The organism is Acidobacteriota bacterium, assembly GCA_003225175.1.
GTDB lineage: Bacteria > Acidobacteriota > Terriglobia > Terriglobales > Acidobacteriaceae > Gp1-AA112.
Map to the genome: position 1 here is coordinate 117,409 of QIBA01000040.1, position 23,422 is coordinate 140,830.

20 protein-coding genes are annotated in these 23,422 nt (G+C 51.0%); all 20 read left to right on the forward strand.

The features are described from left to right. Window positions 1-11: 11 nt before the first annotated feature. The 20 genes from DMG62_09980 (at window position 12) to DMG62_10075 (ending at window position 23,409) form a co-directional block, all read left to right on the forward strand. A complete protein-coding gene (locus DMG62_09980; GenBank protein ID PYY23154.1) occupies window positions 12-1,784 on the forward strand; it encodes a hypothetical protein in 1,773 nt (590 codons plus the stop codon). Between the two features lie 63 nt (window positions 1,785-1,847). Further along, entirely contained in the window at window positions 1,848-2,741 is an 894-nt protein-coding gene (locus tag DMG62_09985) for a glycosyl transferase (protein PYY23155.1), read from the forward strand. Window positions 2,742-2,809: 68 nt separating this feature from the next. Next, window positions 2,810-3,727 (forward strand): hypothetical protein, encoded by a 918-nt coding sequence (locus DMG62_09990; protein PYY23156.1) that lies wholly within the window; start codon window positions 2,810-2,812, stop codon window positions 3,725-3,727. An 8-nt stretch (window positions 3,728-3,735) separates the two neighbouring features. Then, window positions 3,736-5,541 carry a hypothetical protein gene (locus tag DMG62_09995; protein PYY23157.1) on the forward strand — a complete coding sequence of 602 codons (1,806 nt, stop codon included), beginning with the start codon at window positions 3,736-3,738 and terminating at the stop codon, window positions 5,539-5,541. Window positions 5,542-5,691: 150 nt separating this feature from the next. Next, window positions 5,692-7,014, forward strand: coding sequence for a hypothetical protein (locus DMG62_10000; GenBank protein ID PYY23158.1), 1,323 nt, complete (start codon window positions 5,692-5,694; stop codon window positions 7,012-7,014). After that, on the forward strand, window positions 6,947-8,263 hold the full coding sequence (locus DMG62_10005; protein PYY23159.1) for a hypothetical protein: 1,317 nt from the start codon (window positions 6,947-6,949) through the stop codon (window positions 8,261-8,263). Before DMG62_10000 ends, DMG62_10005 begins: the two co-directional genes overlap by 68 nt. Continuing rightward, the gene (locus tag DMG62_10010) at window positions 8,260-9,294 is read left to right on the forward strand and encodes a glycosyl transferase family 2 (GenBank protein ID PYY23160.1); all 1,035 of its coding nucleotides are present in this window, start codon (window positions 8,260-8,262) and stop codon (window positions 9,292-9,294) included. The genes DMG62_10005 and DMG62_10010 overlap by 4 nt, the downstream gene beginning before the upstream one ends. Window positions 9,295-9,305: 11 nt before the next feature. After that, entirely contained in the window at window positions 9,306-10,406 is a 1,101-nt protein-coding gene (locus tag DMG62_10015) for a kinase (protein ID PYY23161.1), read from the forward strand. Between the two features lie 345 nt (window positions 10,407-10,751). Continuing rightward, window positions 10,752-12,743, forward strand: coding sequence for a hypothetical protein (locus DMG62_10020; GenBank protein PYY23162.1), 1,992 nt, complete (start codon window positions 10,752-10,754; stop codon window positions 12,741-12,743). 166 nt (window positions 12,744-12,909) lie between these two features. Further along, window positions 12,910-13,941 carry a GDP-mannose 4,6-dehydratase gene (locus tag DMG62_10025; protein PYY23163.1) on the forward strand — a complete coding sequence of 344 codons (1,032 nt, stop codon included), beginning with the start codon at window positions 12,910-12,912 and terminating at the stop codon, window positions 13,939-13,941. A 48-nt stretch (window positions 13,942-13,989) separates the two neighbouring features. Then, the gene (locus DMG62_10030) at window positions 13,990-14,772 is read left to right on the forward strand and encodes a nucleotidyltransferase (GenBank protein ID PYY23164.1); all 783 of its coding nucleotides are present in this window, start codon (window positions 13,990-13,992) and stop codon (window positions 14,770-14,772) included. Window positions 14,773-14,782: 10 nt separating this feature from the next. After that, the gene (locus DMG62_10035; protein PYY23165.1) at window positions 14,783-15,373 is read left to right on the forward strand and encodes a phosphoheptose isomerase; all 591 of its coding nucleotides are present in this window, start codon (window positions 14,783-14,785) and stop codon (window positions 15,371-15,373) included. Beyond that, window positions 15,366-15,938: a Clp protease gene (locus DMG62_10040; GenBank protein PYY23166.1), complete on the forward strand. Its 573-nt coding sequence runs from the start codon at window positions 15,366-15,368 to the stop codon at window positions 15,936-15,938. Before DMG62_10035 ends, DMG62_10040 begins: the two co-directional genes overlap by 8 nt. Window positions 15,939-15,989: 51 nt before the next feature. Beyond that, a complete protein-coding gene (locus DMG62_10045) occupies window positions 15,990-17,024 on the forward strand; it encodes a hypothetical protein (protein PYY23167.1) in 1,035 nt (344 codons plus the stop codon). 88 nt (window positions 17,025-17,112) lie between these two features. Continuing rightward, a complete protein-coding gene (locus tag DMG62_10050; GenBank protein PYY23168.1) occupies window positions 17,113-18,165 on the forward strand; it encodes an NAD-dependent dehydratase in 1,053 nt (350 codons plus the stop codon). A gap of 21 nt (window positions 18,166-18,186) precedes the next feature. Beyond that, window positions 18,187-18,735 carry a dTDP-4-dehydrorhamnose 3,5-epimerase gene (gene rfbC, locus DMG62_10055; GenBank protein PYY23169.1) on the forward strand — a complete coding sequence of 183 codons (549 nt, stop codon included), beginning with the start codon at window positions 18,187-18,189 and terminating at the stop codon, window positions 18,733-18,735. A gap of 41 nt (window positions 18,736-18,776) precedes the next feature. Beyond that, window positions 18,777-20,036, forward strand: coding sequence for a peptidase M28 (locus DMG62_10060; protein ID PYY23189.1), 1,260 nt, complete (start codon window positions 18,777-18,779; stop codon window positions 20,034-20,036). Between the two features lie 390 nt (window positions 20,037-20,426). Beyond that, window positions 20,427-21,332, forward strand: a complete 906-nt coding sequence (locus DMG62_10065; protein ID PYY23170.1) for a hypothetical protein — start codon at window positions 20,427-20,429, stop codon at window positions 21,330-21,332. 24 nt (window positions 21,333-21,356) lie between these two features. Then, on the forward strand, window positions 21,357-22,115 hold the full coding sequence (locus DMG62_10070) for a short-chain dehydrogenase (GenBank protein ID PYY23190.1): 759 nt from the start codon (window positions 21,357-21,359) through the stop codon (window positions 22,113-22,115). A gap of 22 nt (window positions 22,116-22,137) precedes the next feature. After that, window positions 22,138-23,409 (forward strand): SAM-dependent methyltransferase, encoded by a 1,272-nt coding sequence (locus DMG62_10075; GenBank protein PYY23171.1) that lies wholly within the window; start codon window positions 22,138-22,140, stop codon window positions 23,407-23,409. Window positions 23,410-23,422: the final 13 nt, after the last annotated feature.

The following is a 23,422-nucleotide window of genomic DNA, read 5'->3' on the forward strand; positions in this document are numbered from 1 at the left end:
ACCTACGCATCATGAGTGACGTCGCAATCCTATATCGGGACAATCCCTCGGTCGCGGACACGCGCGCGGGACAGCTTGTTCAATTTGTTGGACTGCAATCGGAATTCGTTGATGTCGGCGCCACTGCAGCTCTGATTCACTCTCTTCGAGCCACCGTTGCAGGGTGCGAGTGCCTCTTGGTCTCGATGGAGTGTCTTGCGCAGCTGTGCGCTTCGATGCAAACGAATGTAGGTATTGAAACGATACTCGGGGCTGGCAAATCGATTCTTATTTATGGCTGTCTACCAACAGAACCTCACAATTCAATGGTTCGATTGCTTTCGTCTGGAATGCTTAAAGGCGTCAAGCGCGTGGAGAGCCGTCCATCAGAATTCCGCGTGAAGAATGATCGAGAATTCTGCCGAGAACTGGCAGGAATTTCCTTTTCCGCCGCTCAAAAGAGTCTCCATTGCTTTGAACCCGCGGGACTCGCGGCTGAGAACCTCATAATCAGCATCGATAATGATCCGTTCTTTGTTCTCGCGAACTACGAGTGCTCACGTGTTTCCCTTTTGGCACACGATCATTTTGTCGATCTGAATCGCACAGTAGAACGCGACTATAACCTCACATCGAGCTTTCCCGACATGGTGCCGTTGATCATGTTTTTGCGAAACGCGATGGACGAGCGCTTGTGGCATAGCGAACGCGCTCGTGCATGTTTCGTTGTTGATGATCCATTGCTGCAGGAGCGATATGGGTTTCTCGAGTATGCCCAGCTCTTCAGCAGGATGCTTCCACATAAATTCTCTCTATCGATCGCGTTTATTCCCTGGAATCACGATAGGTCGGACCCGGAAATTATGCGTTTCTTTCCATCTGGTTCACCGCGAGGCTCCTTGTGTATTCACGGCTGTGATCACACTGCCGGCGAGTTCGCCGTCAATAACGTCATCCTCCTGAGCAAGAAGGCACGCTTGGCTCTCGAGCGGATGGGCCAGCATCGTGCGCGATACGGAGTTTCTTTCGACGAAGTGATGGTATTTCCTCAAGGGCTTTTCTCGTCAGAAGCATTGGAGGCATTGAAGTCCTCTGGTTATCTTGCTGCAGTGAATTCTGATCCTCATCCATCAACTGCAGATAGCCAGCTACGGCTGGGAGATATTCTCGATGTTGCAGTGATGAGCTTTAGTGATTTCCCCTTGTTCCTCAGACGATATCCAAAGGACATTGCTGAATTTGCTCTAGATCTCTTTTTGGGGAGACCTGCCATCGTAGTCGAACACCACGGCTACTTTCGGAAAGGTTATGGTGCCTTGGAAGATTTTGTAGAAAAGCTTAACGCGCTCAACGACCGTCTCGAATGGACTAATTTGGGAACGATTTGCTCAGAGGCATGCCTGACCCGAACCGACCGTCATGGCGACGTTCATGTGCGCTTCTATACTAGCCATTTTCATCTCAGAAACAGTGATTCGCGCTCCCACGACTATGTTTTGTATAAGCGCCATACACCTGGGTATCCAATGCCGGTGATTACCATTGATGGAAGCAAGGTGGAGGCTGAGGAAAAGGACGGTTACATTATTCTGAGGCTCTCTCTCGACGCGGGAGCAGCTGCACATATTCAGATGCCGGCAGCTAAGGACGCCAGTCCTGATCAATATGGACAGAGTGTGGCTGATCGGACCAAGACAAGCACGCGGAGATTGCTTTCTGAGTTTCGAGACAATTATGTCGACACGAACCCTTTACTTGGCGGAGTGCTCTCACATGCTCGCAAAATCAGAGCTTGGCTAAACTAACGGTTCGCATCAGTCATTTGAGTGTTTTCCCTAATTTCAGTAAGTCAGAGCTTATAAATCTCAATGCCAAATAAGCTGCCTAAATATGTACTCGTAACTCCTGCGAGAAACGAAGCGGCATTTATCGAGAAGACCATCACGTCAGTCATAGAACAAACCGTATTACCCGTGAAATGGGTGATTGTGAGCGACGGTTCCACAGACGGTACTGACGAGATCGTTCAGCGCTTTGCATCGCAACACTTGTGGATCGAGCTCGTCAGGCAGCCGGAACGCAGGGAGCGAAACTTCGCCGGAAAGGTTGCTGCTTTCAATGCCGGACTGCAACGCCTCCGCAATTTGGACTTCGAGGTCGTTGGAAACGTAGATGCCGACGTTTCGTTTGAGGCTGACTACTTTGCTTTTCTCCTCGAAAAGCTCGCCACCGATCCGTCTCTGGGCCTCGTGGGCACACCATACAGAGATCCCTTGAATCCTCCATATGACTATCGCTTCGCGAGCATTGAGCATGTTACTGGCCCATGCCAGGTGTTTCGTAGGAGCTGTTTTGAGGCAATCGGCGGCTATCGTCCAGTAAGGGGCGGCTGCATTGATCGAATTGCCGACATATCCGCCCGAATGAAAGGGTGGAGAACTCGCACTTTTACGGAGAAAACCTATTTGCATTACCGCTACACCGGCACTGCTGAGCAGGGGGTGCTCACGGCAAAATTCAAAGATGGTGGCAAAGACTATTCTGTCGGTACTTCCCCGATCTGGGAGGTGTTTAGAAGTTGTTATCAAATGACAAAAAAGCCATTGATTATCGGCGGCGTTGTGACAGCACTAGGTTATTTCTGGGCTGCCGTCCGAAGAATGGAGAGGCCAGTCCCACGCGAGCTGGTCGAGTTTTGTCGCCGAGAGCAAATGCAGCGACTCAAGCAGTTTACTGGGAGAATGCTGCGGCCTAACTCCTAAGAATCAGGAGAACTTCACGCGAACGACTTCGTGCGAATAACAGAGACTCAGTGCCAAAAGGACTTCTTATGGGAATCGCGCAAAAGCAAACTGTAATCAAGACTTGTGGCAAGGAGCTAAAAGTCTTAGGCCGTGTGTTAAAGGTCGCTCGGCTGGATGGGGAAAAGTTCACGTTTCCTGAAGATCCGGAGGCTGTAATCCAGAGTCTTCATCGATGCGGAACTCGCATTGATCTTTTCACGTTTTTGCAGAAACTTCCCGAAACCGCACCAGTGTACCCATATCCGATGGAATGGGACAACCTTGCTGTTTTGTCTGTGTCTACGTTTGAACACTGGTGGAACCACCAGATTCGCTCTCTCGCGCGCAATCGGGCGCGTCAAGCTGAGAAAAAGGGCGTAGAGATCCGTGAGGTCCCCTTTAGTGATGCGCTGCTTCAAGGCATCTGCGACATTTACAACGAGTCGCCCATTCGCCAAGGTAGACGATTCCCTCATTACGGCATGAACCTTGAGAGGGCGCGTTTATATGCAGGAACATTTCTTAATCGAAGCGTCTTTATTGGCGCGTTCCTTAATGGCGCGATGATTGGCTTCATCAAGCTGGTAGTCGATGAGACTGGCACGCACGCGTGTGCAATCCATATCCTCTCGATGCTGAAACATCGTGACAAGGCGCCAACGAACGCTCTAGTCGCTCAAGCCGTGCGGTCATGTGCCGACCGCGGAATCGCATATTTAGTGTACGAAAACTTTACCTACGGAAAAAAGACTGGCGATACTCTCAGTCACTTCAAGGAGACGAACGGGTTTCAACGCCTCGATTTGCCACGCTACTACATTCCATTAACCCGCTTTGGGGCCATTGCACTCCGTATCGGCTTGCATCGTGACGTGGGGAGCGCTCTGCCTGAAATAGTGAAGGCGAAACTGAGGCAATTGCGCAGCGCATGGTATAGCCGCAGATACCGCACAGTTGATGCTTAGGTGAAGGAATGCCCGGTCTCGTTGGTCTAATCACAACTATGCCCAAAGAATGGGCGGAATCGCAGTTGTCTCGCATGCTCGAGACCCAGCATCACGCTCGGTTCTATACCTCTGGAAAGTGGCATACAACATCGATTGGGGTCTACGTGGGATGGACAGCTATCGAGAACTCGTTTGCTTCACAGATGCCCCTCTGCAATCCCACAAGCGATGTCCATCTGTTTTTCGCGGGTGAAGAATACTCTGGGGATGGAGTACACGCCGCTGATAACGGATGTCCCAAGCGTAACAACGAAGCTTCTTATTTGATTGATTGCTATGAGTCAGGTGACACCTTCCCCGCAAGGTTGAATGGAATTTTCCATGGTCTCGTTGTGGATTCGAGAAGGAAGACGGCTACGCTCTTCAATGATCGATACGGAATGCATCCGGTCCATTACTACCAGGCAAAAGAAGCATTTTATTTTGGAGCGGAAGCTAAGGCAATTCTTGCTGTTTGTCCCGACTTGCGAAGCATTGACGAGCGCGGACTAGCGGAGTTCATTGCTTTTAGCTGTGTCCTCGAGAATCGCACGATTTTTAGGCAGATCCAAGTAATGCCAGGTGGGTCATCGTGGACTTTTTGCAACGGCACTCTTCGAGGAAAACAGAGTTACTTTCGCCCCGAAGAATGGGAGAGCCAGGAGCAAGTGGCGCCAGAGCAATATCGGCAAGAGTTATCGAACGTATTAAGAAGTAGCCTTCCACGCTATTTTTGTGGTTCGCAACGGACGGGAATAGCTCTGACGGGTGGGTTGGATACGCGCGTCCTCCTGGCAGTGAATAAAGCTTCGTCAGCTTCTCTTGCAACGTACACGTTTGGCGGACCACTGCGCGAATCGCAAGACGTTATCATAGCCCGAAAAGTCGCCCGAGAGTGCGGGTTAGCTCATCAGGTAATCACCGTCGGCGAGCAGTTCTTATCGAAGTTTTCCCATTATGCCGAGCGAAGTGTGTACTTCACGGAAGGAACAGTAGATGCTTACCGTGCTTCTGATCTCTACTTGAGCGAAAAGGCTAGAGAAATTGCCCCGGCAAAAATTGTTGGTACCTACGGAAGTGAAATTGTTCAACACGCCGTGATGTTCAGCCCTACGCTTTTTGCGCAAGGGCTCTTTTCCGGTGATCTCAAACCACATTTGCTGGCTGCCGACCAGACCTATTCCCAGGCGCGGCGATGCAATCCAATTACGTTTGCTGCATTTCGACAATCGCCCTGGTATCATCGTGGGATTCTTTCCCTGGAGCGGACTCAGCTTACAGTCAGATCACCCTTTCTCGACAATAGCTTTGTCCGCACTGTTTATCGTGCGCCCCAATCTTCCAAGGCTGACATTCGTTTGCGCCTGTTAGCCGATCACAACAGCCAATTAGCACGAATCCGTTCTGATCGGGGAGTTGTTCAGAATGGGAACTCTATGTCGCTTCTTCGACAAATCATTCTTCAGACGACATACAAAGCGGAATACCTGTTTGACAGCGGCATGCCCAATTGGCTTGCGCGATTGAACCAAGCATCGGCAGCACAACTCGAACGATGGTTTCTGGGACGCCACAAACTCTTGCACTTCAGGGTCTGGTATAGAGATGCGCTTAAGGATTACATCCGCGAAATGCTGCTCGATTCCAGGTCCCTTGCTCGGCCCTATATCGTCAGCAAGCGAGTGGAAACGATTGTTCGCGAACACACATCAGGAACGGGAAACTACACAACTGAAATTCACAAACTATTAACCTTGGAGCTGTTGCACCGACTGTTTTTCGATAGGTCTTAATTTTTTTGCTGCGTCGTTAAGTTTGGAAGGCATCCTACGCCGCCGTTTATTGCCACCATCGCGTTTACCATTGGCATTCTGGGATTGTTCTTCCTGGATCGGGACCGCTCCGTTCGAGTCTCCATAGCACTCTGGCTTCCTGTGACTTGGATGATTCTTGGAGCCACAGCATCGAAGTGGCTGCAAACATATCCTCGAAGTGCAGCCGACCAGCTAGATGGCAATCCTATCCAGCGCAATATTTTCACCGCTCTGATGCTTATGGGATTGATCGTTCTTGCGATCAGACGCCATAACGTTGCGGCAGTTCTGCGCGCCAATAAGATCGTAGTTCTGTTCTTTCTTTATTGTGCTCTGAGTCTGATTTGGTCAGACTACCCAGATGTGGGATTAAAACGCTGGATCAAGGCCTGCGGCGATTTAGTAATGGTGTTAATTATCCTCACGGACCCACAGTGGCGGGCGGCACTTCAGCGCTTCTTGGCCCGTATTGGTTTCCTGCTCATACCAATTTCAGTTTTACTTGTTCGCTATTATCCCTACTTGGGAAGAGGCTACAAGGAGCAGGATGGACGGCAAGTGTTCGAGGGAGTCACGAATGACAAGAACATGCTTGGAGTGCTCTGCCTCCTTTTTGGTCTCGGAGCACTCTGGCGATTCGCTTACGAGCGGATTGAACGACACTCTCCGGGAAGGAAGGGACGTCTTCTCGCCCAAGGCACACTTCTATTGATGTCCCTGTGGTTATTTTCCAAGGCCAATTCCATGACTTCTCTGGCCTGTTTCCTGATCGCGGCAGTCTTAGTTGTTTTCACAAGCTCTCCCTCATTAGTCCGACGTCGACGGACTGTGCATCTCTTGGTCATGGCCGTGATACTGGTCGCTTTTTCCGCCCTGTTCCTCAATCTAGGCAGCTCCTTAGTTGAAACAATGGGCAGAGATGCAACTCTCACAGGCCGCACGGCGCTCTGGAAGGAAATCGTGGGTATGAACGGAAATCCGTTTTTGGGCACCGGCTTCGAAAGCTTCTGGATTGGCCCAAGACTGGACTTGATTTGGGGGCATCATTGGTGGCATCCGAACGAAGCTCACAATGGTTATTTAGAGGTGTACCTAAATTTGGGATGGATTGGACTCGGCATTCTAAGCGCGGTTCTCGTCACCGGGTACCGAAAAGTCATTCAGATGCTACAGCGAGATCCGAAGTTTGGAGGGCTATTTTTAGCTTTCTATCTCGTTGGCGTTATCTACAGCTTTACGGAAGCTGGGTTTCGGCTTCTGAATCCGGTCTGGATTACCTTTCTCATGGCCTGCACGGTCGCTCCCGACGAGTTGAAGCCTTCAAGTTCACCACAGCAGAAGCTCACGCCAAGACCTTTCTCGCACGAAGCGGACAGAGTGTTTGATGGAGAGGAAGTTGAGAACGCACGAGCCGCGTTGCTACCATCTGTCCGTCAGGCTCAACTGTTGTAAGAGTGTCTACAATTCCGAAATAGAACTAATGAATCCGTTGGATCGCTTACCTCCATCACTTAAGACTAGTGTCGCCTTACTAACCGGAGGTGGCGATAAACCATATGCCTTTGGCATGGCCAGGGCGCTCACGTCCAATGATGTAATACTGGACTTCATCGGGAGTGATGAGCTGGATTGTCCTGACCTTCCGCGCAGCGCCAAGTTGAAGTTTCTTAATTTTCGTGGAGATCAAAGCGAGCAGGCGCCGTTCATCGTGAAGGCGCGCCGAATAATCGCGTATTACCTACGGTTGATGTGGTACGCAGGACGATCTCACACCAAAGTACTGCACATTCTTTGGAACAATAGATTCCTATTCTTCGATAGAACTCTTCTGATGCTCTATTACAAGGCGGTCGGCAAAAGAATCGCGTTTACCGCGCACAACGTTAATGCGGAGAGGAGAGACGGCAAAGATTCGCTCGTAAACCGCATAGGTCTGGGCATCCAGTACCGTCTTGCAGATCACATTTTTGTTCACACCGAGAAGATGAAGCAAGAGCTGATTGGCGAATTTGGTATTCGTGACGAAGCTGTCAGCGTCATTCCGTTCGGAATCAACAATGTAGCGCCGCATACTAACCTCACTTCACAACAGGCTAGAAAGCGTTTATGCATTCGTAATGATGAGAAAGTAATCTTGTTCTTTGGGCGGATAGGCCCCTATAAAGGCCTTGATCTGTTATGGGATGCATTTGAACGCATTAGCTCAAGAAACGATAGTTACACGTTACTGTTAGTTGGCAAGCCCAAAAGCGGTGCTGAACGTTACATTGAGGAGATTTTGAGGAGCATCCGCCAGAGCCCAGTTGCCGGGCGTGTTATCGAGAGAATCGAGTTCATCCCTGATGAGGAGACAGAAATATATTTCAAGGCCTGCGATGTAGTGGCATTGCCTTACACGGAAGCGTTTCAAAGTGGAGTTTTATTTCTGGCGTACAGTTTCGGAGTCCCTGTGATCGCCGCTGATGTGGGATCGTTCGCAGAGGATGTAGTGATCGGCCGCACGGGACTGGTATGCGAGCCATGCGATGCCGGAAGACTGGCTGCGGCAATCGAATGCTATTTTGCGAGCGAGATGTATAGATATCTTGAAGAACGACGGGAAACAATTCGCAGTTACGTACAGTCCAAGAACTCGTGGAACATCGTCGCGGAGATGACGCGCAGAGTATATCTCAAGTTGGAAGGACAGATTCAGGCATGAAGCCATTGGTATCGATACTTGTTCCAGCTTTCAATGCGGAGATGTGGATCGCTGACACGCTCCGTTCTGCTTTGCGGCAAACCTGGGATAAGAAGGAGGTCATTGTCGTAAATGACGGATCGACGGACCGTACTTTGGAAATTGCACGCGGGTTTGAAACGCACGGGGTGCGAGTAGAAACACAGCACAACCAAGGCGCAGCCGCGACGAGAAACAATTGCTTCTCTCTTTGCAATGGCGACTACATTCAATGGCTAGATGCAGACGACCTTTTGAGTCCAGACAAGATCGCCAGACAGATGCAATTGAGCAATGCGGGCAGGAAAAAGCTGCTTTCGTCGGGTTGGGCGCCTTTTACTTATCGTTATTACAAGGCAAGATTTGTGCCATCCCGACTCTGGCAGGATTTATCTCCCACGGAATGGCTTTTCACGAAAATGCAGTTCAATGCTCACATGCAAACGGCCACTTGGTTAGTTAGCAGGGAATTAACGGAAGCAGCAGGACCATGGGATACTCGCCTACTGGGAGATGATGACGGCGAATATTTCTGTCGAGTCCTTCTTGCCAGCGATGGTGTTCGCTTCGTTCCCGGTGCAAAAGTTTACTATCGGCAGCCCGGCGTGGGGAGTTTGAGTTACATCGGTAAGTCAGAGCGGAAGATGCTTGCGCAATGGCGATCGATGGAGATGCACATTGCTTATATTCGTTGTCTTGAAGACAGCGACCGTGTTCGCGCTGCATGCGTGACATATATCCAGAACTGGCTGATCAACTTTTACCCAGAACGTCCAGACATTGTTGAGAAAGCAGAGGAGATGGCGCAAAGTCTCGGTGGGAAGCTCGCATCCCCGTACTTGTCGTGGAAGTATTCCTGGATCAGAACCTTGTTTGGTTGGAATCTGGCAAAACGCGCGCGAATTGTGTTGCCTGACCTGCGGGCAGGTGCGGAACGTTTTTGGGATCGCCTCATGTTCCGCATAGAAAACCCAAGTCCTGATGCTGCTTTAGCCAAATACTCACTGAACTAAGGAGAGTCGTCTTGATCATTACACGCACACCGCTTCGAATTTCTTTTTTTGGCGGGGGGACGGACTATCCCGTTTGGTACCGCGAGCGTGGTGGCTCAGTGCTGTCCACAACTATCGATAAGTGCTGCTACATCACGTGCAGGTACTTGCCCCCATTTTTCGAGTATCACAGCCGCATCTCCTATTCAAGAGTGGAGAACGTTGGCAGGAATAGTGTCATAGAACATCCTTCAGTCAGAGCTTGCCTTCGATATCTCGGAATTAACGAGGGTATCGAGATTCATCACGTGGCAGACTTGCCGGCCAGAACAGGCCTTGGTACCAGCTCGGCCTTTACCGTAGGCCTTCTTCTTGGCCTATATGCCCTCAAGAATAAGATGCGCGACAAAGATGCATTGACGGCGGATGCCATCCACGTAGAGCAGGAGCTACTGCGAGAAGCCGTCGGCTCTCAGGATCAAACGAGTGCTGCCCATGGAGGCTTCAACCGGATCAATTTCAATAGTGACGGCTCGATCGAAGTAAAGCGGATGTTGACTGAAAAATCCAGATTTGTAGAGCTGCAAAAGAACCTCGTCTTGTTCTTTACGGGATTTTCGAGGACCGCTTCTGAAGTTGCTCAAGAGCAGCTTCGGGTAACGCCACAGAAACAAGAAGAGCTCCAAATGATGCTCGGCTTGGTTGATGAGGCTGAAGCGATCGTGGCGTCGCCGACGCGTTCGTTGGATGATTTTGGACGGTTGCTGCATGAGAGCTGGCAAATCAAGCGTTCATTGACGAACAAAATTTCCAACTCCAATATCGACAGCATCTATGACGCCGGACTTAGTGCAGGCGCACTCGGGGGCAAGCTCCTAGGGGCTGGGGGAGGGGGATTTATGCTCTTCTTTGTTCCGCCTGAACGGCGAAATGCACTACGTGAACGTCTAAAGAATCTCCTCTGTGTGCCTTTCAGCTTCTCGAACCGCGGCAGTCACGTAGTGGTATATGAGCCTGAGGAGATGTATGACAGGACATTGATGGAAGAGCGTTCCACAATCTACGGCCAAGGCGAAATCGCAGAGGAGCAGCTTGTTGCTCCACAGTCGCGCGCGATTGCCTCAGGAGCGTGATGTTTCCGTGGAATGCAACGTTGCAGGACAAGGTCGTGTTTCTGATTGACATATCAGGTCGGCTTCTCTGAACGTCGGGCAGTTTGCTTTCTTCGTACATCGACCAGGCTTCTTGAGTGCATCTGTAAACCAATGCAGTTGCTGCATAATGAATAAAACGCATAGGTACACAAAAGGACATGGCCTCAGGATCGGTCGCGTAGTGCAGGGTTCTTTCGTGCCTTGAGATAAAATGCTGTTTGCGTGAGACTTCTCGCTGGCCACCCTTATTGGTGCAGGGTCGAGAACTTGCAGGTCCGAGTCTCGGAAGATTGGCTTGGCGCCACAAAAGGTCAGTGAGGGTAAATGAACCGTAAGAATTGGTTTCTTGTCTTCATTTTTCTTTTCGCACTCATCCCTACTTGCGCCAATGCCCAGCTTTGGTCCGGTTTTCTGGATCCTAGCCGCGCTGCTGATTGGTCCTCTGCAGGTGTTGTGAATGGAATTCCGAACTACACAACGATTTGCACCACTGCAGCCTGTAACACGCTGGCCAGCGGTACGGTAACAGCTGCATCAATCCAGAGTGCATTGGCCTCGTGCCCAACCAATGGCATAGTACAAATCCCGGCCGGAACCTTTTCGGTAGCAGCGTTCAACGCGACTAAGAGCAACTGCGTGCTGCGAGGGGCCGGAGCCGACCGTACCAAGTTGACGGCCTCGAGCGGAAACAGCGGTGGCGGTTTGGGCGGTACGAACAACGCATTCATCCATCTGATGAGCGGAGCCACAGGAGTGGCGCGTTTCGGAGGTGTAACGACGGCCAATTGGACGGGATCGAACGGTGTAGATGGATCGTATCCGCTTGGTGCGACAACCATCACTTTGAGCAGCACAACTGGTTTGGTGGCAGGTCCCGTTGGTACTGGCTCAATCGTATTTCTTGACCAGGCCGATGATGCTACCGACGGCTGGCCGGCAGCGGGCGACCTCTTCTCTTGCGCAACTACGGCCAACGGTTGTTCGAATCAGGGCGGAAACAACTACGCGCGCAGCGGGCGTGCTCAAGTAGAGGCCGTAACCGTTACAGGGATTAACGGTAATCAGGTAACAATCACACCGGGCATCGCATATCCGAACTATCGTACAAGCCAGACTCCTGGAGCGTATTGGAATACAGGATCTCCGCTGGGCAATGCCGGTATTGAGGACATGACTATTGACTTCAGCTCGACGGGAGTTCAGGGAGTCTATGTGATCAACGCCGCTAACTGGTGGATTAAGGGCTGCAGACTGTTAAGTACCGCCACTGGCACACAGGAGACCTATCACATCTTCGTGATCCAATCAGTACATGGCACAGTCCGCTCCAATTACATCTATGGACGTCCGACAACTGTGAATCCATTTCCGCTGGCGAACTACGCCTATACCGATAACGAATCCAGCGACATCGTGGTTGAAAACAATATCTTTGAGCATAATACGTCTCCCCTTGTTCCTAATGATCCTGGTGGTCGCAACGTATTTGGTTACAACTTTTTCGTAAACAATAACGTGGGCATTGCAGGAATTCAGCTCCACTCAGGCAACATCATGATGGACTTGGTGGAAGGCAACAATCTATGGAGCCTCATGGCTGACGTCACGCACGGCACGCATTTCTTCTGGACTGCCTACCGTAATCATTTCGACGGCAGCAATCATAATGGTCCTGCGAGCACCGTGCATTCTGGGCTCCTGATTCTTACAAACAATCGGTTTTTCAACGCCCTTGGAAATGTGTGTGGCGCATCTGACTACTCTCAATACGAAGCGAATATGGTGGGGAGCGCGGGAAGTTCGGAAGCTGCAGCCTGCTTCAATTTGGGATGGGCGGGTAATAGCAGCGGCACAGCCGTTGCAAATGATTCCAATGTGAAACGCGCTTTCATGCGATGGGGCAACTGGGACCAGTTTGCATCCGCTAATAAAATCGGAACCAACGATCTGACTGGTACGCGATTTATCGCTTTGGAAGTACCGAGCTCCATAACGAATTTTCCTAATCCCCTGCCGGCGACGCAAACATTACCGGCATCGTTGTATTTGACTGGCAAACCATCCTGGTTTGGTAGTGTTCCGTTCCCTGCGATTGGACCAGATGTCGCAAACGGAAACGCGCCCAACACGACCAGCTTTCCGACCGGAGGTCATGCCAACAAGATTCCGGCTCGCGTGTGCTGGGAGAGCCTTGCCAGCGATCCGGCATATTCGGGCTCCAGCCCGGCGATCAGGACCTTCAACGCGAATGCCTGCTATTCATCAACTGTGTCATCAGTCAATCCGCCAACGAATGTGGTCGCGACAGTCCGCTGATTGCGTGGATAAATTTTTCGATATTCTTGTAAGGATTTAAAGTGTTTGCAACCGGGTTTGCTGGGATGGTCAGCAGCCTCTTTCGATTGGCCTGCCTGTAGTTCGGACGAAACTCGTTAGGAAACTCCATTTGCGTCCAAGCCCAACAAACACCAGTCTCACCACAATGAAAAAAGTCGCACTAGTAACCGGAGCAGAGGGATTCATCGGCTCCTATCTGGCTCGCTTCTTACAGGAGCAAGGTTGGGATGTGTTTGCTGGACATCGTGTAGCTGGCGCGGAGGATGCTTTTCCGAACCTGCGCAACCTCCGTTATGTTCAATGCGAGCTATGCGATGCAAAGCAAGTAGCTAGCGTCCTACATGAAGCTGGGCCGACACATGTTTTTCATCTGGGCGCGCAGAGCTTACCTACGCTTTCCTGGGAGCATCCGGTTGAGACGTTTGAGTCCAACATCATGGGATCGTTGAACCTTTTTGAGGCTCTCCGTTACATGGAGGAGAAGCCGATTGTCGTATCGGCGTGTTCAAGCGCGGAATACGGTCATGTTCCAGCATCGCGGATTCCCGTCAGTGAAGATGAGCCACTGCATCCGCTTCACCCCTATGGCATCAGCAAAGTATGTTTGGATCTTCTCGCACATCAGTATTTTCTCGATTACGGAATTTCCGCAATCAATATCCGGCTGTTCAATACCACTGGTCCCGGCAAGACCAATGATGCTCCCTCAGACTTTGTGAGGCAGTTAGCGAGGATCAAGCAAGGTCAGCAACTGCCCGTAATTCACGTCGGGAACTTGAAACCTCGGCGTGCTTTTCTGGATGTCCATGACACTGTTCGAGGCTTTTATCTGGCGGCTCTGAAGGGAAAACCTGGACAGGCGTATAACCTCTGCGCAACGAAGACCAACACGATAGCGGAAATTCTGCAGACTGCCATCCGTCTCTCGGGAACAAAAGTAGAGGTTCGAGAGGCCGAGCATCTTCTGCGACCGTCTGATGAAAAGATTATTTTCGGCAGCACACGAAAAATCCGAAAGGATACAGGATGGAAACCATTGGTTTCCATGCAGCAGACTTTGGCCTCGATGTTGGAATATTGGGACCGGGCAGATGACCAGCTCAATCAATGTGGAGAACGCTCGCAGCCGTATGTTCCTTCGTTTCTTTATCGTGAGAAATCAATCGGCTTAGAATGATTGAGTACTCTCCGCGCCAGCGAAATTCTTGGAGCGTGAGCAGCTTCTATGCTTGACCCCGTGAGTGCTAATCCCGAATCGGATACTGGTTCTAGCGTCGCCGGAAATCTTCCAGTGCTACTGCTTGTGGGCGGACTGGGAACTCGTCTCCGGCCAATTCTTTCTGGCACGCCCAAACCGCTTGCGAAACTAGGAGGAGCTTCATTTCTGGAGTTGCTGGTTCGTCAGCTGCGCTTTCAAGGATTTCGCCGCCTCATTATGTGTACAGGGTATCTGAGTCTCGAAATTGAAAAGCAATTTGGAGACGGTCGAGCTTGGGAGATTGAGATTGAATACTCGACGGAGACCCAGCCCCTTGGCACAGGAGGAGCTGTCAAGCTGGCGAGCCGGCACCTCCAAGGAGATGCTGAATTTCTCGTCATGAATGGCGACTCATTTATTCAAATTGACTTCCACCACCTGATTGCAACGCACCACAAACACGTGGGATGGGTGACGCTTGCATCTCGCAAGGTCGACAATGCCAGCCGTTATGGCTTGTTGCGAGTGGATTCAGATGGCTGGGTCAGGAGCTTTGAGGAAAAGTCTACGGACGAGATTTCGGGCCTCGTCAACGCTGGAGTATATGTATTTCAGCATGCGGTTCTCGATCATATTCCGGCTGGCCCCGCCAGCTTGGAGAAGGATGTTTTCCCACGTCTTCTAAAGCAGGGTGTGTATTCCGTAGCACAGGATGGGATCTTCATCGACATAGGAACTCCCGAAGATTACGAGCGGGCGCAAAAACTTTGTGATCGTCTCTACAGCGCGATCTTGCCGACGAATATCTAGAGCAGTGACAATGCCTGAGCATTTTCAGCATCGAATAAAAAACTCGATTCAAGCTTCGATCGCAGCGAAGCAACTGTTGCTCAACGACTCAGAGCTTATTTCCAACATTGCGAGAGTTAGCGAGATGCTGGTGGATGCAATGAAGCAAGGCAACAAGGTATTGCTCTTCGGAAATGGCGGCAGCGCAGCTGATGCACAACACGTTGCCGCTGAATTTGTGGGGCGATTTGCCTTCAACCGACCACCACTACCTGCTTTAGCGTTGTCTGTAAACACGTCGTGCGTCACGGCCATCGGCAATGATTATGGTTTCGATCTGGTTTTTGCGCGTCAGCTTGAGGCTTTAGGCAAGCGGAATGACGTTGCGATCGGAATTTCTACTAGTGGCAGTTCGCCCAATGTACTTTGTGCGATGGATGTCGCAAAGAGCATCGGAGTTCGGACCGTTGCTTTGACGGGCGCCAGTGGTGGGAAACTCAAAGGCACAGTAGAGTTCTGCCTCCGGGCGCCTTCAAATGAAACTCCACGAATTCAGGAGTGTCATATCTTGATGGGACACATTATTTCGGAACTAGTGGAAGAAACAATCTTTCATGATTAAAGCTGCCTTTCTTGACCGTGATGGGGTTATCAACCAAAAAGCCCCTGGGGACCAATATGTGACGCGCTGGGAGGATATGTACTTCTTCCCGGGTGTTAGCGAGGCGATCTCCCAGTTGAATCAAGCTGGATATCTCGTCGTTGTCGTAACAAATCAGCGATGTGTGGCAAAGGGCTTATTGGGAAGGGCAGAATTGGCCTCGATACACGATCGCATGACTGAACTGCTTTCCGCTCAAGGCGCGAGAATCGACGCGATCTATGACTGTCTACACGATCTGGATGACGATTGTAGCTGCCGAAAGCCAAAACCGGGCATGCTGTTACGCGCGGCTCACGAACTCGGAGTTGATCTTCAGCGTTCCTGGATGATTGGCGATTCCGAGATTGATATCCAAGCAGGGAAGAACGCGGGCTGCAAAACTATACGGTTGAAAAATGGCGGAGAGATCCCACGGCTGGAAGCTGACTTCACGGTTGAATCGTTGGCCCAGGCAGTAGATAAGATTCTCGAACACCAAGAAGCATTTGCCAGCGTAGCCAGAGATCACTTAGGAACAGAATAACTACTCGCAACAATCGGAACACCCACGAACTAATGGGTATAGTAATTATTGATGGCTCAGTTACACACGATTGATCCCATTTGTGATGCACGCTGGGGAAAACTGAGTGCTACTCATCCGAGAGCTACGATTTTTCACCAGCCTGGCTGGCTGCAAGCTCTCCTGAGAACTTATAGTTATGAACCTTTCGTACTAACAAGCGCTGCTGTTGGTGAGCCTGTTCGCGATGGCGTGGTTGTTTGTCTTGTATCGAGCTGGGTCACAGGAAGGCGCCTTGTGTCTTTGCCCTTTACGGATCACTGTGAGCCTCTCCTCGATGGGGTTGACATTTCTGACTTCCTTAGCCGGCTAAGGGCAGAATGCGACCACCAAAATTTCCGGTACCTGGAACTCCGGCCTGTAGCCGCCTTGTGCAGCGACCAGGATCAATTTGGATGTAGTGAGTCTTACTGGCTCCATATACTCGACCTGTCTGCGAGTTCGGAAACAATCTTTGCTAGATTGCATAAGGATTGCGTACAACGAAAAATCCGCCGGGCCGAAAGAGAGAAAATCGTTTGCGATACCGGTAATTCGGAACAGCACGTGAACGACTTCTTTCGGCTTCTAGTGATGACCCGCCGCAGACAGGGTTTGCCACCTCAACCCAAGTCCTGGTTTAAAAACCTCGTCCTCTCGCTGGGAGATAAGGTGAAAATCAGAGTAGCCCGAAAAAATGAAACTGCGATTGCGGCAATGCTGAGCCTGGAGCATCGGTCCAGTGTGATCTACAAGTATGGGTGCTCAGATGAGCGATTTCATCACCTCGGAGGAATGGCTTTTCTATTTTGGAACCTTATCGAAGTCGCGAAATCCTCAGGCTTAAGTACCCTCGACCTCGGCCGATCAGACTTGCATAATCAGGGGCTAATCACATTTAAGGATAGACTGGGTGCCGCGAAACAGCCTTTGACATATTACAGTTACTCTGCCGCAGAGAAGCGGCAGATGCGGCGGCACGCGCAACCGCTCGGCCGTTTTGTCGCTATGGTTCCGGATTCTGCGCTTACTGCAGTCGGAAGACTGCTGTACCGACATCTAGGTTGACGGTGCCTGTTGTCGAGAGAACCTGAAATTAGCTTCGTTAAACAGGTTTGGAGATTTGACGTACCTTTAATGGTGCGTGAGGAGTCGCATGAAAATACTATTGACCGGTCACCAAGGTTACATTGGCGCAGTTGCAGGTCCCGTTTTGGAAGCGGCAGGATATGACGTTGTCGGTCTCGATATCGATCTTTTTTCTGACTGCGAGTTTGGACAAGCATCTCGTGAAATTTCGGAGATCCGCAAGGACATTCGCGATCTCTCGCGTGAAGATCTCGAGGGGTTTGATGCGGTAGTGCACCTGGCCGCGTTGTCGAACGATCCACTCGGTAATCTCGATCCGAAACTTACATATGAGATCAATCACAAGGCTTCAGTTAAGCTTGCTACGCTGGCCAAGCAAGCTGGAGTAGAGCGGTTTGTCTTTTCATCTTCGTGCAGCACGTATGGCGCAGCTGGAGACGACTTTCTCGACGAAACAGCAACACTCAACCCGGTGACTCCATACGGAGAGTCCAAGGTGCTGGTCGAGCGTGACGTCGCGCGCCTCGCCGATGATCGATTCACAGCGATTTACCTGAGAAACGCAACGGCCTATGGAGCATCTCCACGCTTGCGGCTGGACGTCGTCTTAAACGACTTTGTCGCCTCTGCCTACACAACAGGTAAGGTTCTTATTAAGAGCGACGGTACCCCCTGGCGCCCGATCGTGCATATCCGTGACATCATTACCGCGATCATCAGCGTTCTTCGGGCGCCGAAAGCCGCGGTTCACAATGAAATTTTCAACGTCGGCGCTACGGAAGAAAATTATCGCATCAGTGAACTCGCAGAAATGGTGACGCAAGTTGTTCCTGGGTCGAGCATCGAGTACGCACCCGGAGGCGGGCCGGATAAACGTTGTTATCGCATCAATTGCGATAAGATTCGAAGGATCTTGCCTGATTTCAAACCCCACTGGACTGCTCGCAAAGGCGCGCAGGAACTCTATGATGCCTATCGGACGGTAGGACTGCGAGCCGAGGATCTTGAGCGCTATGCCCGAATCCGAAACATTCGCCGTTTGCTGAGCACCGGACACCTGGATGCTTCGTTGCGTTGGACATCTAAAGTTGAGGCTGCTGCGCCAGCGGTTGCTCGCTAACGGGCGAGGCACTGAGTTCGCATGCTGTTCCGGCCAACTCAATTGCGGGGAGCATACGTCCTTGAAATCCAGCGCTTGGAGGACTCCCGCGGGTTCTTCGGTCGATCCTTTTGTCGCCGAGAGTTCATGGAGCATGGACTAGACCCATGTGTAGATCAATGCAATGTGTCATTCAATAAGCGGCGTGGCACATTGCGCGGCATGCACTATCAGGCTGCTCCGCACCAGGAGGCCAAGCTGGTGCGGTGTACCAGAGGAGCAATTTTCGACGCAATCATCGATCTCAGGCCCGAATCTTCAACATTCAAGCGACATTTCTCGATCACGCTTTCAGAGCAGAATCTCTTAATGCTTTACATCCCAGAAGGATTCGCTCATGGCTTTCAAACGCTGGAAGATGACACTGAAGTGTTCTATCAAATGTCGAAGGGCTTCCATCCTGAAGCTGCACGCGGGGTAAGGTGGAACGACCCAGCGTTCGCTATTGAGTGGCCTTCTGCAGAACGAATCATGAACGAGCGGGATCGCAACTATTCCAACTTTATAATTGAATCAGAGATCAAGCCGTGAGCGCTCAGCCCGTGTCTACTCCTGATGATGTTGGTTTTCAGATGTATCAGCTCATCGCTGATCTGTATCCACTTTGTCGGAGCATCACCGGAAATGGATTACGCGAAACTCTGCGCAGAATCCAACAGCAGATCTCGATTGTGATTCATGAGGTTCCTTCAGGAACTCAAGTGTTTGATTGGACTGTACCGAACGAGTGGAACATCCGCGACGCGTGCGTAAGGAATAAATCCGGTCACCGAATCATTGATTTTCAGAAATCGAATCTTCACGTTGTGAACTACAGTGCTCCAATTCATCGGAATGTTTCGCGTAAAGAGCTTCTGGAGCATCTGTATACGCTGCCAGATCAGCCCGAGTGGATACCGTATCGTACTTCGTACTACAACGAGACCTGGGGGTTTTGCGCACAGCATTCCATTCTAGGAAGCTTGAAAGATGAAGAATATGAAGTGCTAATTGACTCATCGCTGCGAACCGGGCATCTGAGTTATGGAGAGTTCTATCTTCGGGGAGACTCCGAGGAAGAGATACTGATTTCGTGTCACAGTTGCCATCCTTCACTCTGCAATGACAACCTTTCCGGAATTTCCGTAGCTGTATCTCTGGCTCGCGAAATCGAGCGAAGCTATCGACACTATTCATATAGGTTCCTATTCATTCCGGGCACAATTGGATCGATTACATGGCTCGCGCGGAATGAAGCCGCCGCTCGCAAAATCAAATGGGGAATCACTCTGGCAAATGTCGGCGATTCTGGTAGCTTTACTTACAAGAAAAGTCGTCGCGGTAACACCGATATTGACCGAGCAGCAGACCACGTTCTAAAGCACTCTCGCAAACCGTACCAGACTGTGCCTTTTTCTCCATACGGATACGACGAGCGGCAGTTCTGCTCACCAGCGTTCAACTTGGCTGTGGGCTGTCTGTCTCGCAGCCAATACGGAAAATTCCCCGAGTACCATACCTCTGCCGACAATCTCGAGTTTGTAAAACCTGAGGCGCTTACCCAATCATTTGCCGTATGTCGTTCATTGCTCTCGCTCCTAGACAACAATGCGGCCTACGTGAATCTTCAGCCGAAGTGCGAACCGCAGCTTGGCAAACGCGGCTTATATCGCACAATGGGCGGCTACAGCAGTGCTCAGGAAAGGGAAATGGCCATGCTCTGGGTGTTGAATTTGTCCGACGGCGACCATACGCTCCTTGATATAGCCGAGCGCTCAGATCTTCCATTTAATGTTCTTCATGAAGCTGCGCAAATACTGGTGAGCCATAGTCTTTTAAAACGAAAGGCCTGAGTCGCGTCTTGGCCTCACTAGCCTGCCATTCCGAATCCACGATCCGTCCAGCCTAAATCGGATTCATCCTAGTCCGGTATCAGATCCCCGCTTCATCAACGACACGCCACGTCGGTTTCTGAAGGCAAGGAATGCTCTGTCTTCCAATGTGCAAGAGTTTGCATATTGCTGGATCGTTGTGTGAAGGCCGCGAAGCTGCAAGCCAATGTGTACGGCAACCCGTTATTTTGCAGTCACTTATGTGTCAGTCGCACCATCTTCAACACCGTAATTTACTGGCGTTGATGGCATGAAACTTGCATTCCTGAGTGCAAAGATTGCGCATTGGAACCGAAGGGTCTGCGCTCGAGGGCTCGACGTTCTACGACGAATAACTCAAGGAGCAATGTCATGAATTCGATCTACATCGATCCAATTATGAGCGACGAGCAAAGACGTGAGGCACTCTACGACGGACAGCTTTTGGTCTACTCGCCGAGTCCCGGGTCCGCCGCGTTCGTCCGATTTGCCGATGAGATGATTCGCGAGGCATTTGCGGGCCGCGATCCCGAAACGGCGCAATTTCTCATGGACGTAACTGAATATGCCGCCTTGTTGGCGGATCTGAAACCGAAGTTCATCCATCATCCGAAGTCGAAGGAATTCATTCGGCAGATTCTTGGAGAGCTTGGATGCGATCCATCGCAAACTTATTTCGATGTTCCGAGAATGCGTAGTGCGACGAGTGATGATTACCTTTCGACGGGAATTGCTTATGCGTTCCATCCACATCGTGATACCTGGTATTCGGCTCCGATGTTCCAGCTGAACTTCTGGATTCCCATCTATCGCATTACCGCCGAGAATGGAATGGCGTTCCATCCGCGGTACTGGTCACAGCCAGTAAAGAATGGATCCAGAGAATACAATTACGCCGAGTGGAACAAGACGAGCCGACTCACAGCCGCACAGCACATCAAAAGCGATAGTCGCAAGCAGCCGAAGCCGGAAGAGCCGATTGAACTCGATCCGCAGATTCGAGTTGTGCTTCCTCCCGGTGCCATTCTTCTGTTCTCGGCCGCACAGTTGCATTCAACCGTTCCCAACACCTCCGGAAGGACGCGTTTTAGCATCGACTTTCGCACAGTGAATCTGGCAGATGGGGTTTCTAACCATGGAGCTCGCAATATCGATTCGGAGTGCACGGGCACAACGATGCGGGACTACTTGCGCTCCGCCGATCTTGAGCATTTGCCAGAAGATCTGATCGCGAGGTACGACACGCCGGCTAACCAGACAGTTGCGGTAGGCGCCTAGAGCGTGGCTACTTTAGTCCCAAATCTGAAGTCTGTGGACTCTGATACGAGCTTCGGCAAGGATCTCAAGGGTGCGCGCGCTCTTGTGACAGGCGCCAGCAGTGGTATCGGGAAAGCGGTGGCGTTAGCTCTTGCGCGCCACGGCGCAGATCTGGCGCTTGTAGGACGCTCTACGAAAAGACTAGCGGAAACTGCGTCCGATGCAAAGGAGCATGGTTCTCGAGCATTTGAACATTCAGTTGATCTCACAAAGGATTCCGAAGTCGAGCAGCTTGTCGACCAAGTACGAGCGAATTTCCAGGGTCTCGACGTGCTTGTTCACAGCGCGGGAGCAATACATCATTCGCGCGTTGAATCGGCAAGTGTTGGAGACTTTGACGACCAGCTTCGCGCAAATCTGAGAGCTCCTTATGTATTAACCAAGACGCTGCTTCCTTTTCTTGTCGAGAGTCAAGGACAGATAGTGTTCGTTAATTCAAGCCAGGGACTCCGCGCAGCCGCGGGCAACGGGCAATTCGCCGCGACGCAGCATGGCTTAAGGGCACTGGCGGACAGCCTGAGAGACGAAGTAAATGAATATGGGGTTCGCGTTCTGAGCGTATACCTGGGCCGAACCGCAACCCCCCGGATCAGGGACATCTGTGCCAAAGAAGGACGGCAGTATCGTCCTGAGTTATTGATGCAACCAGAAGATGTAGCTGCCATGATTTTGCACGCGCTTTCGTTGCCGCGAACCGCAGAAGTAACTGACCTCCGCATCCGGCCTATGAAGAAATCTTATTAATGGGGATTCGAACTCAACACCAATGGAACAAGTTAAGCACAACGGAAATAGTCGTCGTCATCACTCAATTTCTTGCCGTTTCTGCGGAGCCCAGCTCGAGCAGACCTTTGTAGATTTGGGAATGTCGCCGCTCTGTGAAAGCTACGTGCCGGCGGAGAAGCTGAATGGCATGGAAGCTTTTTATCCGCTGCATGTGTATGTCTGCAGTAGTTGCTTTCTAGTGCAGCTTGAAGAGTATGTTACTCCCGACCACATCTTCAGCGATTACGCGTACTTCTCTTCTTACTCGGATAGTTGGCTGGCCCATTCGAAACGCTATAGCGATGAGATGGTGAAGCGATTTGGCTTCAACAAGAGGAGTTCCATTGTCGAAGTCGCGAGCAACGACGGCTATCTTCTGCAATACTTTGTGGAAAAAGGCATCCCGGTCCTCGGAATTGAACCCGCTGCTAATGTTGCCGAGGTCGCCGTCAAAAAAGGAGTTCCAACAGTAGTCAAATTCTTTGGCGAAGCTTCGGCGCGCGAGCTGCGTGAGCAAGGCAAAGCCGCCGACCTTCTCCTTGGCAACAACGTCCTGGCTCAAGTTCCTGATCTGAATGACTTTGTGAAGGGAATGAAGGTTCTGCTGGCTCCGCAAGGAATAATCACAATGGAGTTCCCGCACCTGATGCGTCTGATGGAGGAGAACCAGTTCGACACCATCTATCACGAGCACTTTTCTTACTTTTCCTTTATCACAGCGGAAAAAATCTTCGCGGCGCATGGCATGCAGATGTTCGACGTGGAGGAACTTCCGACGCATGGTGGGTCACTGCGGATCTACGCGAAGCATATCGAAGATGGTTCGAAGGAGATTTCCCCGAGTGTGACTGAAATGCGCGCCCGGGAGGTAGCCGCAGGATTCACCAAAGTTGAAACATACGCGAATTTCACGCGCCAGGTCGAGGAAACGAAACGGAAGCTTCTCGAGTTCCTGATTGACGCCAAGCGCTCAAAGAAAAAAGTTGTAGGCTACGGTGCTCCCGGAAAAGGGAATACGCTGCTGAACTATTGTGGCATTCGTACGGACTTCCTGGATTACACAGTTGATCGCAGTCCTTACAAACAGGGCAAGTTCCTTCCTGGGACTCACATTCCCATCAGGAATCCCGAAGAGATCTCGCGCACACGTCCTGATTACGTACTAATTCTTCCATGGAACATTAAAGACGAAATCGTGAAGCAGATGTCCTTTATCGAGCAATGGGGCGGCCGTTTTGTAGTGCCAATTCCGGAACTTCAGGTGCTGTCTTAAGAAAATGCAACTC

Excerpts from the sequence above, each read along its gene's own strand:
- DMG62_10060 (PYY23189.1), top strand. The coding sequence starts at position 18,777 with ATGTATCAGCTCATCGCTGATCTGTATCCACTTTGTCGGAGCATCACC.
- DMG62_10020 (PYY23162.1), top strand. The coding sequence starts at position 10,752 with ATGAACCGTAAGAATTGGTTTCTTGTCTTCATTTTTCTTTTCGCACTC.
- rfbC (PYY23169.1), top strand. The coding sequence starts at position 18,187 with ATGCTGTTCCGGCCAACTCAATTGCGGGGAGCATACGTCCTTGAAATC.
- DMG62_10040 (PYY23166.1), top strand. The coding sequence starts at position 15,366 with ATGATTAAAGCTGCCTTTCTTGACCGTGATGGGGTTATCAACCAAAAA.
- DMG62_10010 (PYY23160.1), top strand. The coding sequence starts at position 8,260 with ATGAAGCCATTGGTATCGATACTTGTTCCAGCTTTCAATGCGGAGATG.
- DMG62_10045 (PYY23167.1), top strand. The coding sequence starts at position 15,990 with ATGGCTCAGTTACACACGATTGATCCCATTTGTGATGCACGCTGGGGA.
- DMG62_09995 (PYY23157.1), top strand. The coding sequence starts at position 3,736 with ATGCCCGGTCTCGTTGGTCTAATCACAACTATGCCCAAAGAATGGGCG.
- DMG62_10065 (PYY23170.1), top strand. The coding sequence starts at position 20,427 with ATGAATTCGATCTACATCGATCCAATTATGAGCGACGAGCAAAGACGT.
- DMG62_10025 (PYY23163.1), top strand. The coding sequence starts at position 12,910 with ATGAAAAAAGTCGCACTAGTAACCGGAGCAGAGGGATTCATCGGCTCC.
- DMG62_10035 (PYY23165.1), top strand. The coding sequence starts at position 14,783 with ATGCCTGAGCATTTTCAGCATCGAATAAAAAACTCGATTCAAGCTTCG.
- DMG62_10075 (PYY23171.1), top strand. The coding sequence starts at position 22,138 with ATGGAACAAGTTAAGCACAACGGAAATAGTCGTCGTCATCACTCAATT.
- DMG62_09985 (PYY23155.1), top strand. The coding sequence starts at position 1,848 with ATGCCAAATAAGCTGCCTAAATATGTACTCGTAACTCCTGCGAGAAAC.
- DMG62_10000 (PYY23158.1), top strand. The coding sequence starts at position 5,692 with ATGATTCTTGGAGCCACAGCATCGAAGTGGCTGCAAACATATCCTCGA.
- DMG62_10030 (PYY23164.1), top strand. The coding sequence starts at position 13,990 with ATGCTTGACCCCGTGAGTGCTAATCCCGAATCGGATACTGGTTCTAGC.
- DMG62_09980 (PYY23154.1), top strand. The coding sequence starts at position 12 with ATGAGTGACGTCGCAATCCTATATCGGGACAATCCCTCGGTCGCGGAC.
- DMG62_10005 (PYY23159.1), top strand. The coding sequence starts at position 6,947 with ATGGAGAGGAAGTTGAGAACGCACGAGCCGCGTTGCTACCATCTGTCC.
- DMG62_09990 (PYY23156.1), top strand. The coding sequence starts at position 2,810 with ATGGGAATCGCGCAAAAGCAAACTGTAATCAAGACTTGTGGCAAGGAG.
- DMG62_10050 (PYY23168.1), top strand. The coding sequence starts at position 17,113 with ATGAAAATACTATTGACCGGTCACCAAGGTTACATTGGCGCAGTTGCA.